The 14473-nt window shown below is 58.5% G+C and carries 12 protein-coding genes; 5 read left to right on the forward strand and 7 right to left on the reverse strand.

Translation table 11 applies throughout. The annotated features are described in order from the left end of the window. Positions 1-42 precede the first annotated feature (42 nt). The 4 genes from EFQ99_RS18715 to EFQ99_RS18730 all read right to left on the reverse strand — a co-directional run bounded on the left by EFQ99_RS18715 (position 43) and on the right by EFQ99_RS18730 (position 4592). On the reverse strand, positions 43-1116 hold the full coding sequence (locus tag EFQ99_RS18715) for a tartrate dehydrogenase (protein ID WP_126922469.1): 1074 nt from the start codon (positions 1114-1116) through the stop codon (positions 43-45). A gap of 233 nt (positions 1117-1349) precedes the next feature. Beyond that, positions 1350-2033, reverse strand: coding sequence for a GntR family transcriptional regulator (locus EFQ99_RS18720; protein WP_126922470.1), 684 nt, complete (start codon positions 2031-2033; stop codon positions 1350-1352). 103 nt (positions 2034-2136) lie between these two features. Further along, positions 2137-3507: an aspartate aminotransferase family protein gene (locus tag EFQ99_RS18725; RefSeq protein ID WP_126922471.1), complete on the reverse strand. Its 1371-nt coding sequence runs from the start codon at positions 3505-3507 to the stop codon at positions 2137-2139. 8 nt (positions 3508-3515) lie between these two features. Further along, positions 3516-4592: a phosphotransferase gene (locus EFQ99_RS18730; RefSeq protein WP_164736405.1), complete on the reverse strand. Its 1077-nt coding sequence runs from the start codon at positions 4590-4592 to the stop codon at positions 3516-3518. A 485-nt stretch (positions 4593-5077) separates the two neighbouring features. On the opposite strand from EFQ99_RS18730, the gene EFQ99_RS18735 reads away from it, so the two are divergent. Beyond that, positions 5078-5767 (forward strand): haloacid dehalogenase type II, encoded by a 690-nt coding sequence (locus tag EFQ99_RS18735; RefSeq protein ID WP_126922472.1) that lies wholly within the window; start codon positions 5078-5080, stop codon positions 5765-5767. 625 nt (positions 5768-6392) lie between these two features. On the opposite strand, the gene EFQ99_RS18740 is transcribed toward EFQ99_RS18735, so the two are convergent. The 3 genes from EFQ99_RS18740 to EFQ99_RS18750 all read right to left on the reverse strand — a co-directional run bounded on the left by EFQ99_RS18740 (position 6393) and on the right by EFQ99_RS18750 (position 9944). Continuing rightward, complete coding sequence (locus EFQ99_RS18740) at positions 6393-7820, reverse strand: aldehyde dehydrogenase family protein (RefSeq protein ID WP_126922473.1); 1428 nt, start codon at positions 7818-7820, stop codon at positions 6393-6395. A 153-nt stretch (positions 7821-7973) separates the two neighbouring features. Beyond that, entirely contained in the window at positions 7974-8945 is a 972-nt protein-coding gene (locus tag EFQ99_RS18745; RefSeq protein ID WP_126922474.1) for a threonine/serine dehydratase family protein, read from the reverse strand. A gap of 9 nt (positions 8946-8954) precedes the next feature. After that, a complete protein-coding gene (locus EFQ99_RS18750) occupies positions 8955-9944 on the reverse strand; it encodes an ornithine cyclodeaminase family protein (RefSeq protein ID WP_126922475.1) in 990 nt (329 codons plus the stop codon). A gap of 547 nt (positions 9945-10491) precedes the next feature. On the opposite strand from EFQ99_RS18750, the gene EFQ99_RS18755 reads away from it, so the two are divergent. The 4 genes from EFQ99_RS18755 (at position 10492) to EFQ99_RS18770 (ending at position 14464) form a co-directional block, all read left to right on the forward strand. Next, positions 10492-11160, forward strand: coding sequence for a haloacid dehalogenase type II (locus EFQ99_RS18755; protein WP_126922476.1), 669 nt, complete (start codon positions 10492-10494; stop codon positions 11158-11160). Positions 11161-11391: 231 nt separating this feature from the next. Then, on the forward strand, positions 11392-12528 hold the full coding sequence (locus EFQ99_RS18760; protein WP_245441529.1) for a phosphotransferase enzyme family protein: 1137 nt from the start codon (positions 11392-11394) through the stop codon (positions 12526-12528). 101 nt (positions 12529-12629) lie between these two features. Beyond that, positions 12630-13964: an aspartate aminotransferase family protein gene (locus EFQ99_RS18765; RefSeq protein WP_126922477.1), complete on the forward strand. Its 1335-nt coding sequence runs from the start codon at positions 12630-12632 to the stop codon at positions 13962-13964. 23 nt (positions 13965-13987) lie between these two features. Next, positions 13988-14464 (forward strand): Lrp/AsnC family transcriptional regulator, encoded by a 477-nt coding sequence (locus EFQ99_RS18770; RefSeq protein WP_126922478.1) that lies wholly within the window; start codon positions 13988-13990, stop codon positions 14462-14464. Positions 14465-14473: the final 9 nt, after the last annotated feature.

Below are 14473 nucleotides of genomic sequence, written 5' to 3' on the forward strand. Positions count from 1 at the left end.
CTTGCTTTGTGATCGTTTCAGGTCATGGTCAGCCGCGTGTCCCTAGAAATTCGAGGAGTGGAGCGCGTCGCAGACGGCCTCGGCAACCTCCAAGGTAGTGGCTGAACCGCCCACGTCGGGGGTAAGGATTCCGGCGCCGGTCACCCGCTCGACAGCGCGCATGAGGCGGGACGAGCCTTCCCGCTCGCCGAGGTGGTCGAGCATCTGGGCAGCAGTCCAGAAGGCGGCAACCGGGTTAGCGATGCCTTTGCCGGCAATGTCGAAGGCGGAGCCGTGGATCGGCTCAAACATCGAGGGAAAGCGGCGCTCCGGATCGATGTTCGCCGTCGGTGCAACCCCCAGACTACCGGCAAGAGCACCAGCGAGATCGGAAAGAATGTCGGCGTGCAGGTTCGTTGCCACTATGGTGTCGAGGCTCCGTGGCTTGAGCGTCATCCGCACCGTCATGGCATCGACCAGCATCTTGTCCCACGTAACCTCGGGGAATTCCTCCGCCACCTCGGAGGCGATCTCGTCCCACAGGACCATGCCATGCCGCTGGGCATTGGACTTCGTAACGACCGTAAGCAACTTGCGCGGCCGGGATTGGGCCAACCTGAAGGCGTAGCGCATGATACGGGTGACGCCGACGCGGGTGAAGATGGCGACCTCCGTGCCGACCTCTTCGGGCAAACCGCGGTGAGCGCGGCCGCCATGGCCAGAATATTCGCCTTCGGAGTTCTCCCGCACAATCACCCAGTCGAGATCGTCGGCGCCGCAATTGCGCAGCGGCGAGGTTATGCCAGGCAGGATCTTGGTTGGCCGGACATTGGCGTACTGGTCGAAGCCCTGGCAGATCGGCAATCTGAGCCCCCACAGGGTGACATGGTCGGGAACATCCGGTGCTCCGACCGCGCCAAAATAGATGGCGTCGAATTTCTTGAGCTGCTCCAGCCCGTCCGACGGCATCATCACACCATGTTTCCTGTAGTAGTCAGATCCCCAGGTGAAATTTTTGAAGGTCAATTTTACGTCGCCGAGTCGCATCTCCAGGTTTGCAAGAACAGTCTGGCCGGCAGCGATCACCTCAGGTCCGATGCCGTCGGCAGGTATGGCTGCAATGGAGTATTCACGCATCAAACTTCTCCGTATCGTTATTCGATCGAGTTGGCCGGCAGCGGCCGCCACTGCGTCTTCGATGCCATACGCTTAGCGACGACGCCGCGAGCCAGAAGCAGGGCCTCTCGAAGTCAGAGAGGAAGCATCAGAGATGGTGCTTACTCCGCGTCGAACGCGCGGGACTAGCATCCTCTGTGCCGCCTGGCAGGTTATCCTTTCCGAGCGGTCGAATTCCGCAGGGAGCGCTGGGGTCAGCGTTGATCGAGCAATTTGATCTGGAGATCTTCCCAATGCTCCTGGAACGCGTCCCGCGCCGTATCGTAGTGGCGGCTTCTCAAACTGTTGATGAGCCGCTCGTGTTCTTCCGCCATTTCTTCCGCGGTGGCGTAGAAATCCTGCCGCTGTGCGAGGAGGAGCTCGATCTCGCCCTCGAGGTCCGAATAAGTCCGCTTCAGCCGAACGCTACCGCTGGCGGCGATGATCGCGCGGTGGAAGTCACGGTCCGCAGCAACCAACACAGATCTATCGGAGGATAGAGTCGACCTGTGCATCACGTCGACCGCCTCCAGCGCCTGAGGTGGGATGACGCCGGTCAGCACAATCAGACGAATGGCCTCGCCCTCGATGGCGCCGCGCACGCGTGTGATATCGACAATATCGTCTGGCCCGAATTCGGGCACCACAAAGCCCCGGTTCGGTATCTGACGCAGCAGGCCCTGCGTGACGAGCACCTGGGCAGCTGTGCGGAATGTGTGCCGCGAGGTCGAATGCTCTTCGCACATCTTCACGTCGCGGAGGAACTCGCCCGGTCGGAAATCCCCTGACAAGATGCGCCGTCGCAAGGCGTGAGTCAGGATTTCCACCGCGCTAGCGGGCACGGCGTCGACCTTCGTCTCTGGATCTTCGGCTTGATTCTTGGCGGACAGCAGCGGCATGGCTTTGGCTTTGCTCGTTGATCATGTTCATGTAGCTACGCCACACGAGGCGGCGTAGGGCAAGGCTAGATGATTTGTGCCTCCCGGCCGCTGGTGGCGGGTCCTAGATATGCACGGACCGAAGCGCCTCGTCGATGCCCTCGAGCAGACGCGCCGCATTGGCCGATGTGAAGATGAGCGGGGGCCTGATCTTCAGGATATGCGCGTCCGCTCCCGTCGCGGAAATGAGGATGCGCCGGTCGCGCAAGGCATTGACGGCTGCAAGCGCACGGTCCATGTCCGGTGTCTTCCGGTCTCTATCCTTGACGAGTTCGACCGCGAAATAGAGTCCGGCGCCGCGAACATCGCCGACGAATTCATATTTCTTCTGTAGATCCCGGAGGCCGTCGAGGATTTCGCCGCCGACCTTGACAGCAGTGTCCATCAGGCCTTCTTCGAGGATCGTGTCGAGCACGGATTTTGCAGCGGCGATAGCGACCGAGTTGCCGCCAAACGTGTTGAAGTAGCGCATGCTGGAACCGAATTCGGCGACGAGTTCGGGCCGCAGCACTACGCCGGCTACGGGATAGCCGTTGCCCATGGGCTTGCCCATGGTGACGATGTCCGGATCGATCTTGTGACGGCGGTGACCCCAAAGATGGGTGCCGGTCCGCCCGAATCCGGATTGCACCTCGTCGGCAATGAATAGGCCACCCGCCTTGCGCACCACTTCCGCCACCGGCGCCAATACGTCCGTCGGATCGACGTAAAGACCATCGGAGGAGAAGACGGAATCGGCGATGAAGGCCGCCAGGCCGCCGCCACGCCGCTCCATGTCGGCGATCTGCCGCGCGACATCCTCCGCCATCCGCCGGCCGATTTCCTCGACGGGGAGGCGATAGGAATCCGGCGCGGCGACCGTGCGAAGATAGGGATCCAGAGCTGACCTCCTGCCGAGCGACGGCGAGATTGCCGCCACCGCGCCGCTGTTGCCGTGATAGGCTTCGGCCGTGACGATGACGCCGGTCTTGCGTGTGTGGTAACGCGCGATTCGCAAGGCGAGATCGTTGGCTTCCGAACCCGTGCATGTGAACATCGCGCATCCGGTCCGGCCGAGTTCGCCACCGAACGTATTGATCAGGGCCTCGGCATAGTCCAGCAGCGGCTCCTGCATGTAACGCGTGTGGGTACAAAGTACCTCGAGCTGCTTCTGGATCGCCTCGACGACACGAGGATGAGAGTGACCCAGCGATACCACGTTGTTGTAGGCATCAAGATATTCGTTGCCGTGCTTGTCATAGAGGAAGACGCCCTTGGCGCGAGAGATCTCAACCGGCGACTTGTAGAAGAGCCGATAAGCAGGCCCGAGCAGCCTTTGCCGCCTGGCGACATGCGCCAGATCTTCATTTGTTAGATGAGACGTGTCCTGAGGGTTGAAGCCATTGGCCATGTCGCCACGGAAGCCCTTGGGCAAGGTAGTCGCTTGTTTGGACATTGCGGTTCCTATCGTGTCAGAAGATCGGAAATCTGTGCGGTCGAAATCGAGTGGAACCACTCCAGGTGGGCCCAACCGACTTCGGTATTACGCAGGATATAGCGGCTATTCTCGGGGAAGATCTCTGCGCGCCAGCACGTCAACAGCGCACGGACCGCAAGACGTCCCATCGATAGGAAGGGGATGAGCCGGATCTCCTCCTCCGTCAGTTCGGCGTGGCGGAGATAACCGCGCAGAACGTCGCGCGGTTCGTCAAACAGGTCACGCCGGTTCCCATGGTCGAAGGTTTTTGGCATCTGGTTCATCAATGCCGTGGATACATCAACGGCAATGGCGGTACGGACCGCATCGCCGAAGTCGATGACGCCGGTCAGGAACCGCGGACTGGCATGATCGACGACCAGGTTCGACGTATTGAAGTCGTTGTGGAGCACTTGCCGCCGGCACAGGTCGAGCTTCGGCTTGACTTCGGCAAACCGCTCGAGCGCGCGGACGGTCCAGGTGCGCTTGCTGCCCTCCGGGATGTAGCTCAACAGATTGGTGAGGTCGAGCAGATGGGTGACGTCCCACGCCACCGTCCGGCCGTCTGCGGGGTGCGAGAAATCGGCCATGGAATGACGCAGCTTTGCCAGAATTTCGCCGATCCATTCACGCTGTGGGGCTGTGCAAGATGTCCGGTCGAGCGGGGTGCCGGCAAGAAAGGTAATAAGGCGCACCACTCGCCGCTCGCCGCCACTCGTAGTGACGATGGGTAAATCCGCCCCGTCGACATCGCGAAGTGTACGGGGGATTGGCAGATCAGGGGCTCGCCGCTCCAAATGCCGCATCAGCGAGACCTGGAAATCGAGTTCCTCGATCCGCTCAGAAGGATGAGCGATCTTCAACACAAACTTCCCCTGGGCCGCGCAGTTGAGGAGGAACGTGTCGTCCTTTTCTGTTTCAAAGCGCGTTGCCGACCCGTGCGTGCCATATAGCCGCTCGGCGATTCGTTCGGCTTCCGCAGTGCCCACGGTATGGCACGCCTCGGAAAGCTCCGGGACGCGGGCTGGCCCGCACTGATGCTCGTGACCCATCTTCAAACTCATTCATATCCTGCCTCGGAACGGGCAGTTCGATGACGTTAGTATCTCACACTTCAATTTTTGTACAACAATTTATTTCGATGACGAATGTGGTCGAGCTTAGCCTTTCTGATTTCCTCCGGGCAAAATGCTACAAAAACAGCTGATTAACGAGCCAATGGTTATTGTTTGGTAGCGACACGTACGTCGATGACGGAGAATCACAGAACTTAGATTCAAATAATTGTTGGACAATTAGTTGCCACCGTCACAAAGTTATGCCAGTGTGTTCCCACTGGTCGGAATGCGGCGAACGAGTCGGAATGATCCGCTTTGGTGGGTTGGCCCGGTATCTGAAAAGGCAGAGCAAATGACCAGATTGGCAAAGGTACCGGCCTCGACCGCATTGCGGTCTGTCGGAACCGCGACTTCGTTGGACAGGCGGCATGCCCGCTAAAACGACCTTGGATAGGCACACCGTGCCATGAAAATTGGAAGGAAAACACGCGATGACTCAATTTCGACCGAAGTACGTGACCTTCGACTGCTACGGCACGCTCACCAATTTCGATATGGCCGGCGCTGCGCGACGCGTCTACGGCGAGCGCCTCTCCCCTGAAGCGATGGCCGCCTTCGTCGAGGCTTTCAGGGGCTATCGCCTTGACGAGGTGCTAGGCCCATGGAAGCCGTTCCTCGAAGTGGTGCAGAACTCAATCGAACGCAGCTGCAAACGCATCGGTATCCCGTTCAAACCCGAAGACGCGCAGCGCATCTATGACGAGGTGCCAACCTGGGGTCCGCACCCGGACGTCCCGGCTGGCCTGTCGAGGGTGGCCAAGGAAATTCCGCTGGTCATCCTCTCGAACTCCATGAACAGCCTGATCATGTCGAACGTGGAAAAGCTGGGCGCGCCCATCCATATGGTAATCACGGCAGAAGAAGTCGGGGCATATAAACCTCTGATGAAGGGTTTCGAATACATGCTCGACAAGCTCGGCTGCGGACCGGAAGACATCACTCATGTGTCCTCATCCTTCCGCTACGACCTGATGACCGCCTATGACCTGGGCATCAAGAGCAAGGTCTGGGTGAACCGCGGCCATGAGCCGGCCAATCCATATTACGAATACACCGAGATCAAGGATATCGGCGGCTTAGCCGCCGTCGTTGGCCTGGAGCCAGCCCTCAAGCGCGCCTGAAAAGCCAGCTCAAGCGCTGTTACGACGATGAGACCGGGGCGGTCCGTTCGCCCCTTCTCTTTACGTTCGAAGGGGAGCAGGCAAGGCCTTTCGGAGACCCCTTCCGCACGCGCGACCTGCTGGCGTTAGAGCGGTGTGATATGAGCTTGACGCAACGGCACGTCGGACTTAGGCGCGTTTGTAGCTATCGATGTCCGCTTTCGAGTAACCGGGGCTGTTCCTCAACAAACGCTTCTAGGGGCGCACAGCGGTCGTCCGTGAGGCGTGCGGGAATGACTGGACCGGGCCGATCTTTACGGTTGGGTTCGTCAAACAGGGAATCCCATTCACGACCTTTCGAGGTTCCATCGATGCAGCGACAGCCTTCCGCGTTTGATCGGTGATTCGAATTGCATGGGTCGGCTGGTCTTCTTCTGAATGAGTGAAAACGTCGCCTGAGGTCACATTCAATTTCGACCCGCCCGGCTTATGCCGCCGCGGGATACCGTTTCGCGCGCGACCGCATCTTCAGAGCGGTCGATCCCACGCGATCACCCGTGATCGCGTTACGCTTGGATCTCCCGTTTGACTGTAATCACAGCCTCTTGCACAGGCATCCGAAACGGCTACACCGCACTTTGACCATTCACTCGTTTAAGAAGCCGGCTATGCCCTTGATCTCAGTAAACTCGTGCAGTCCGAACTTCCCGTATTCCCGACCGTTGCCGGATTGCTTGTAGCCGCCGAAAGGGGCGGCACTGTCCCAGGCGGAGCTGTTGAGGCGAACGCTGCCGGCGCGCAACCTGCCTGCGAGCGATCGCGCTTCCTTTGGATCGCCCTGAATGTAGGCCGCCAAGCCGTAGGGCGTATCGTTGGCGATCGCCACGGCTTCTTCTTCGTTGTCATAACCGATGATCGACAGCACCGGGCCGAAGATTTCCTCGCGCGCAATCGTCATCTGATTGGTGACGCGGGCAAAGACCGTTGGGCGCACGTAATAGCCGGCATTGAGATGCGAAGGGCGGCCAGGGCCGCCGGCGACGAGCTCCGCGCCTTCCGCGATGCCGCGTTCGATCAACGCCTGGATCTTGTCGAACTGGGCGGCGCTTGCAACTGGTCCGAGATCGGTGCGGGAATCCGAAGGGGGACCAACAACAAGCGCGGCCGCTTCCCGCGCGGCGATCGAGCCTGCTTCGTCCATTCGCTCCGCCGGCACCAGCATCCGCGTTGGTGAGGTACAGGTCTGGCCGGAATTGCCGAAGCACCGGCGCACGCCGGCGGCGACCGCCGCTGAAAAGTCGGCACTGCGCAAGACGATGTTCGGCGACTTGCCGCCGAGTTCCTGATGCACCCGCTTGACAGTCGGTGCCGCCGCCTGCGCCACGGCAATGCCGGCGCGCGTCGACCCGGTGAAGGACACCATGTCCACATCCGGGTGCCTGGCCAGTACCGCACCTACGGTAGGCCCGTCGCCCTGGACGAGGTTGAAGACGCCCTTCGGCACGCCGGCCTCATCCATGATCTCGGCGAAGATCACGGCGTTGAAGGGAGCGATCTCCGAAGGCTTCAGGACCATGGTGCATCCCGTGGCGAGCGCCGGAGCGACCTTGCAGGCGATCTGATTGATCGGCCAGTTCCACGGCGTGATCATCGCAACCACACCGACCGGCTCGTGCAGGATGCGCGTGGTCCCCTGCATGTAGTCGAAGGCAAAGGTCTCCATAGCCTTGATCGCCTGCTCGAAATGGACAGCGCCGATGCCGGCCTGCTCGGCCCGGGCCATGGCGAGCGGCGCGCCCATTTCCCGCGAAATGATGTCGCCGAGCTCGTCATTGCGGCGCTTCAGGATCGTTACAATGCGCCTCAGTAGTTCGACGCGCTCTTCCTTTGATGTCTGCGAGAAGGAGGCAAAGGCTTGCCATGCGGCCGCGACCGCCTTTTCAGCGTCGGCGGCACTGCCGAGTGCGATTGTGCCCATCGGCTGCCCGGTCGAGGGATCGACGACTTCGAGTGTTTCCGAGACGCAGGGCGCGACCCATTGACCGTCGATATAGAAGCTGTGGTTATGTTTCAATGGTGGCTCCCTGGAATGGCTTGATCTATCCTCCCTGCCGAATGAAAACCGATCCGCCCCGCGGTCGGACTGTTTGCATTTGTGAGAGAGGGTATGAGAATCGCAGACGTCGAACGACGATCGGGGTGATGTCCTGACCGACGCTGAGACCGATCACGGCGCCAAATTGTAAATCTCGGCAAGGTCGCTTAGATCCCAATTACCGCCAGACAAGACCGCACACACTTTCTCATCTTGCTTCACGTGTATGCTGCCTGCCAACAGGGCTCCTATTCCGATGGAGGCGGCTGGTTCCGCAATCAATTTTGCATCCTTGGCAAGGGCGCGCATTCCGGCAATGATGTGTTCGTCTTCAACAAGAACAATCTCGTCGACATATTTTTCGATAATCGGATACGGATTTTGACCCGGAACGCTTAACCTCAGACCATCCGCGATCGTATTCTTTAACGGAAGCGATGTGCGCTCCTTGTTTTTCCGGCTGTAAAAATATTTCGGCGTCAAGGCAGGCTCTGCCGCGATAACACGCACCGATGGCTTCGTTTCTTTGATCGCAGTGGCGATGCCCGAGATCAGCCCTCCACCGCCCAGGGGTACGATGACCGTGTCCACATCTTCCAAGTCTTCGAGGATCTCGCACCCGATCGTTCCCTGACCAGCCATTACGACGGGGTCCTCGAAGCCGTGAATGACCGCATAATTGTTTCCTTCAGCGATCTCGTAGACTTTTCTCCATCTAGCAGCATTATCGCCATCAAAAAGAATGACTTCCGCGCCAAGGGCTTCCGTATTAGCGATCTTGATTTTGGGTGTGGTGACCGGCAGCACCAACATCACTTTTACGCCGAGCATCTTGGCTGCGTAAGCAAGCGCCTGGGCGTGGTTCCCCGACGAGGTCGCAATGATCCCATTTGCGACCTCTTCTCGGGGGAGCGAGAGAGCCTTGTTCAGGGCGCCGCGGATCTTGAATGCGCCAGTGATCTGCAGGGTTTCCGGCTTGAGGTAGAGCTGACAACCAGCCGCTTTCTCGATTTTGTCGGCACGCAATAGCGGCGTGTGCCTGACATGCGGCTTTAGTCGTTGCTGCGCTTCACGGATGTCCTGAATGGTGGGATAGTTGCGCATGGTCATTCCTCAAAAAAACGGGAAAAAAGTGCCGACATTATTGGCTATGGCGTTGCGATAAATTTTGCTGGCCGTCGTATTGTCTTGTATGGCCATCCCCGTGGAGTCGAAAATGGTGATTTCGTCATCACTTTCTCGTCCCGGCTTCCTCCCCAATAATACCTCGCCGATTTCACCGTGGATGTCGTCCTTGGTAATGATGTTTTTATCGAGCGGGTGCCAGGTCTCGCCCTTTTCCATACATTGTGAAAGCGAGTCGACGATGATTTTGGCGTTTCGGAAGAGCTCCGGATCCAGCTCCTGTTTGCCGCGTTGATCCGTCCCGATTGCAACGATGTGCGTGCCGGGCTTCACCCAATCCGCTTCCACAAGCGACCCTTTCCCTCGGGTCGTTGTGATCAAGATGTCGGCCCGCTCGACCGCCTCCTTCTTCGAGCTTGCGACGGTAACGGGAATGCCGAATTCATGCTCGATATCCGCCTTGTATTTGGAACTTGTTTCGTAGGTGCTGTCCCAGGCGTGGATCTCTTCGATCTTCATGATCTCGTTGATCGCCCGAATTTGCATTCTTGCCTGATTGCCTGTGCCGATCGACGCGATCGTCGTGGCGTTCTTTCTCGCTAGTGCTTTGACGGAGACGGCTCCCGCCGCTCCGGTTCTGAGGCCAGTGATCAAACTACCATCCATGATACAAATCAACGCACAGCTTCTGGCATCAAACAGGAGAATGGTGCCCATGCTATTCGGCACGCCGTGTTTTACCGGGTTGTCGGTGAATCCTCCGGAATGCGCCTTCATGGAGATGATTTCAGCGACTTTATCGTAGCCAAGCTTGAAGTCGATCTCCCCGCGCAGCGAGGGCAGATGAATCCCGATATAATCGGGCTGTTCCACTTGATCGCTGCTGAAGGCCCTATAAGCCTCTTCGACCGCGCCGATGACTTCCGTCATGCTGATAAGCCGCCCTACGTCATGCTTCTTGAGCAGCAGCGTTTTCATGCGTGACCTCTCTAATTCAATTCATCGGATGCGTGGGCAGGGTGCGACCTGAACTGCATTGATCATATCAGGCCCAATGTGGGTCTATTGGCTTTATTCGCGGGACCTCAGGCAGATTGTTTTATATCGCGCGGCGATTTTGGCAGAGAGTACCGGCGGGCGCCCTTTGGAGCTTGGGCGGAGTGCTGGAACTATCCCACCACTCCAATGCTAAAATCGCGAATGATTGGGAGCTGACGCAGTCGATCTTACGCGCTGTCGCCTACGGGTTACCGAATGACGAGCTTCCCGGGATTGGATCCCGTCCGCTACCCGAAGACGAACGCCCCACCGTTTCCGGCATAACGAGTTGACCGGGCACTATCTATCTGCTGCGTCCGGCATCTCGACCGCGGATCACTGTGACCCAGCACTCACAAGGACAAATGATGCTTCCCTCCAGCATTTTATGCTGATGTCCCGCAATATCCGGGCAATTCAGATGCGAGGGCCGGGCTATGATTGGTCATAACTTGAACAACTCCCCCGCAAAGCAAGGACGAAGCGCATGACCATTTTCCGCCCGAAATACATCACCTTCGACTGCCATGGCACCCTCATCAACTTCCAGATGGCGGAGGCCGCACGCGATCTTTACGGCGACCGAATGAGCGAGCAGAAAATGCTGCAATTTATCGCGGACTTTTCCGCGTACCGCCTTGATGAAGTCATGGCCGACTGGAAGCCTTATGCGGAAGTGGTCCATAACGCACTGGAAAGGACCTGCAAACGCAACGGCATCGTCTTCAAGGACGAAGACGCACAGATGGTTTACCAACGCGTCCCCACTTGGGGGCCGCATCCAGACGTTCCGGCAGGTCTTGCCAAGGTGGCCAAGGAAATTCCACTGGTCATTCTGTCAAATGCGATGAACTCGCAGATCATGTCCAACGTCGAGAAACTCGGCGCGCCTTTCCATGCCGTCTACACGGCCGAACAGGCGGGCGCCTACAAGCCGCACTTCCGGGCGTTCGAATATATGCTCGATATGCTTGGTTGCGGTCCGGAGGACATACTGCATTGCTCCTCTTCGTTCCGTTACGATCTGATGTCCGCACATGACCTCGGGATCAAGAACAAGGTTTGGGTCAATCGCGGTCACGAGCCGGCCAATCCCTATTACGGATACACCGAAATCGCAGGCATCTCGGGATTGCCCGGCATCGTCGGGCTTTAAGGTGCGCAGACAGATCTGAAATCCCGATCCCGCCGGACCGGTAATCTCGGTTTGCCGTGGGGTCGGGGGCGGGCATTGTGGTTCCGCCGTGTTCGGCGGTGCGACATGGATGCCCGTACGGGCAAGGAATTTCCAGTACCTGGAGCGAGGCAATCGTGCTTCAGTAGCAAACGTCCGACCCCAGTCGGGATTGATCGCAGCGGACTGAATGTTAAGCGACGATCGCTTCGGATGAGCACGCCGCTCGAATTCAACAGTGCGAGGGTTTCAGTCGTGGGTACCTGTAATGATGCGGTTTCAGAAGACGGGGCGCGTCATCTCGACGACAACCCATCGGTCCGCGAGCCGTTCACTAAAGCATTTTTTGAGGACGCCGTAGCTATTCTGGCGACAAAGCCGAGTTCTGCCGGAACACTGTTGTCCGAGTTGCTATTGCGCCACTACGGTGTAACGGGAGCGATCAGGGTTCTCTCCTCGGAGGCTGAGTGTACTGCGGAGGTCAAGCTGTTGACCGGCGACCAGCTGATCCTCAAAACATCAACGCGGCCCGAAGGAAGAGACAGTTTCCGCTTCCAGGTTGCGGCCCTTGCCGGACTGGAAGGCGCTGTCAGCTTCGCAGCTCCTCATATCGTGCGTACCAATGGCGCTATGTTGATGTTCGAAGAGGAGAAGATTTGTGGTTACTTGCAGACCCGAATTTCAGGGGCGCCGCTGTACCAGGTGACCGCAACTCGGGACGTTCTTTACCGGGTCGGCCAAGCGCTCGCCGGACTCAGTTTGGCGCTCGAGCCTTTGAGGTTGCCCGCCATCCACCGCCCGGTTCTTTGGCACGTGGGGTGCTGGTCGAAGCTAATGGGACTGGAGGAGCATTTGCCTCCAGAGCCTGTCGCGGCATCCGTGCGTCTTGCCATGAACAACTATGTCGATTCCATCGAGCCGCAATTGCGTGAGGTAGCATGGCAGGTCACACACAATGACCCCAGCCCGTTCAACACACTCCTCACCGACAGCGGTGTCGCGTTCATCGATTTTGGGGACGGCTGCTGGGGACCACGGATTCAGGATCTGGCGATTGCGGCAAGCCTCGTGGTGACAGACCCGTCTTTGACACTCGGGGGCGCAGAAAATCTCATCTCTGGTTATGCGTCGGTGGTTCCGCTTTCCGCGCTCGAGACAAAGCTGCTCGTCGGGCTGATAAAGGCGCGGCAAAGCGCGCTCATCCTGATCAACTACTGGCGAGCCGGACTGTTTCCGGCGGAGGCAGCGTATATCAAGAAGAACGTGGGCCGCGCCGAACGTGGGCTCTCAATACTATCGTCGTTGGGGGTCGAAGAGGCTGAACTGGCTGTGCGACGCGCCGTCACTTAACGGGGGTTGCTGGAGACAGCTAAGCTTTTCGTCACTCGCGTTGGCGGTCAGGACGATAACTCGCGACTTCTCGCGGATGAAACTTAAGCAGGATCAAAGCTATGTCCACAGATCTCATGCCCAACCGCTTTACCCCCGGTGAAGCCACAATTCCGCTGCGCGAAGCCGAGCTCATCGCCCGCCGCGACAACGTCCTGGGAGGCTCTTACAGGCTCCAATACCGCCGACCCGTGCATTTCGTTCGCGGCGAGGGCATGTGGCTCTACGATCCCGACGGACGTCGCTATCTGGACTTCTATAACAACGTGCCTTCTCTTGGGCATTGCAATCCAGAGATCAACGCTGCGATGGCGGAACAAGCCAGCCGAATTAGCGCAAACACGCGCTATCTCGAACCGAGGCTGGTCGACTATGCCGAACGGCTGGTCGGCACGTTTCCTCAGGAGCTGAACCGCGTTGTATTCACCTGCACGGGCAGCGAATCGAATGATTTGGCGCTCCGCATCGCCAGGCTGGCCAGCGGCAGCGACGGCGTAATCGTCTCTTCCCATGCCTATCACGGCACAAGCGCGGCCACGGCGATGGTGTCGCCCAATTTGGGCGACGCCGTCAAGCTTAGTCCTGCCGTCCGGATGGTGTCGTTGCATGGGCCAGCCGGCGTCTCCGAGAAACAAGCTGCGGCATTCTTTGAAGAACAGGTCCGTTCGGCCATCGCCGATTTGAAGCGACGTGGCATTGGCGTAGCGGCCCTGCTCTTTGACAGCATCTTCTCCAGCGACGGCGTATGGGTGGACCCGCCTGGCTTCATTGCGGGAGGAGTCAAGGCGGTGCGGGAAGTGGGTGGTCTCGTGATTGCCGATGAAGTTCAGCCAGGCTTCGGGCGGACGGGCAAAAACATGTGGGGTTTTGGGCGGCACGATGTCGTTCCGGACCTCGTCACTCTCGGTAAGCCGATGGGCAATGGTTTTCCCATCGGCGCGGTTGTTGGCCGCAAGGCACCGATGGACCGCTTTGGCGCTGCCGCCCGTTACTCAAACACCTTTGCGGGCAATACCGTCGGGATCGCGGCAGCTAATGCAGTCCTAACCATTTTGCATAGAGACCGGATCATGGAGCATGCCCATCTCATGGGTGAGCGCCTGAGGTTGGGATTGGAGCAGCTTGCCACACGGCATCCTGGTGTTCGCGGTGTTCGAAATGCCGGCCTGTTCATCGGCATTGACATCGGGTTGGATGCAACGGGGGCGGCCGGTCGACGCGCCACGGCATTGGAGATCGTAAACCTGCTGCGTGATGATGGCGTTCTCATCAGTACCACGGGCGCCAACGAGGATACTCTTAAAGTCCGTCCTCCGCTCATTTGCCAGGCGGAGCATGTGGACCGATTCCTCGAAGCCATCGAACATGCGCTCAGAAAAGCCGTGGCGCGGGTGTGAACATCAGAGCGAAAGCTACATCCATGAAGTTAGACCGGATCGACATCAAGATCCTGCATGTGCTCCAGCAGAATGGCCGGATGACGAATGTTGAACTTGCGGAGGTGGTCAACCTGTCGCCGAGCCCCTGCCTCATGCGACTGAAGAATCTCCAGTCCGAGGGCTACATCGAAGGCTATTCGGCGCGCATCAATATCGCCAAGTTGGGGCAGGCGTTAACGGTGTTTACTGAGGTTACGCTGAAGAACCATCGGCAGACCGATTTCGCACGCTTCCTTGCTGCAATCGAGAAGATCGAGCAACTCATCGAGTGTCATGTGGTCTCGGGCGGCTACGACTACCTCTTGAAATTCGTGACTACTGGGATCGGAGAATATCAGGAGATCATGGAGCGGTTGATCGAATTGGACGTCGGTATCGACAAATATTTTAGCTTCGTCGTGCTGAAATCGCCGATCCGCAAGGCGCAGCTGCCGCTGACAAAGCTGTTTGAGCCGTAGGTTATGATG

This window comes from Rhizobium vallis (assembly GCF_003985155.1).
GTDB lineage: Bacteria > Pseudomonadota > Alphaproteobacteria > Rhizobiales > Rhizobiaceae > Rhizobium > Rhizobium vallis.

What these genes read in the sequence shown, in the direction of transcription:
- EFQ99_RS18715 (WP_126922469.1), bottom strand. Translation starts at nt 1,116, where the DNA reads ATGCGTGAATACTCCATTGCAGCCATACCTGCCGACGGCATCGGACCT.
- EFQ99_RS18720 (WP_126922470.1), bottom strand. Translation starts at nt 2,033, where the DNA reads ATGCCGCTGCTGTCCGCCAAGAATCAAGCCGAAGATCCAGAGACGAAG.
- EFQ99_RS18725 (WP_126922471.1), bottom strand. Translation starts at nt 3,507, where the DNA reads ATGTCCAAACAAGCGACTACCTTGCCCAAGGGCTTCCGTGGCGACATG.
- EFQ99_RS18730 (WP_164736405.1), bottom strand. Translation starts at nt 4,592, where the DNA reads ATGAGTTTGAAGATGGGTCACGAGCATCAGTGCGGGCCAGCCCGCGTC.
- EFQ99_RS18735 (WP_126922472.1), top strand. Translation starts at nt 5,078, where the DNA reads ATGACTCAATTTCGACCGAAGTACGTGACCTTCGACTGCTACGGCACG.
- EFQ99_RS18745 (WP_126922474.1), bottom strand. Translation starts at nt 8,945, where the DNA reads ATGCGCAACTATCCCACCATTCAGGACATCCGTGAAGCGCAGCAACGA.
- EFQ99_RS18750 (WP_126922475.1), bottom strand. Translation starts at nt 9,944, where the DNA reads ATGAAAACGCTGCTGCTCAAGAAGCATGACGTAGGGCGGCTTATCAGC.
- EFQ99_RS18755 (WP_126922476.1), top strand. Translation starts at nt 10,492, where the DNA reads ATGACCATTTTCCGCCCGAAATACATCACCTTCGACTGCCATGGCACC.
- EFQ99_RS18760 (WP_245441529.1), top strand. Translation starts at nt 11,392, where the DNA reads ATGAGCACGCCGCTCGAATTCAACAGTGCGAGGGTTTCAGTCGTGGGT.
- EFQ99_RS18765 (WP_126922477.1), top strand. Translation starts at nt 12,630, where the DNA reads ATGTCCACAGATCTCATGCCCAACCGCTTTACCCCCGGTGAAGCCACA.
- EFQ99_RS18770 (WP_126922478.1), top strand. Translation starts at nt 13,988, where the DNA reads ATGAAGTTAGACCGGATCGACATCAAGATCCTGCATGTGCTCCAGCAG.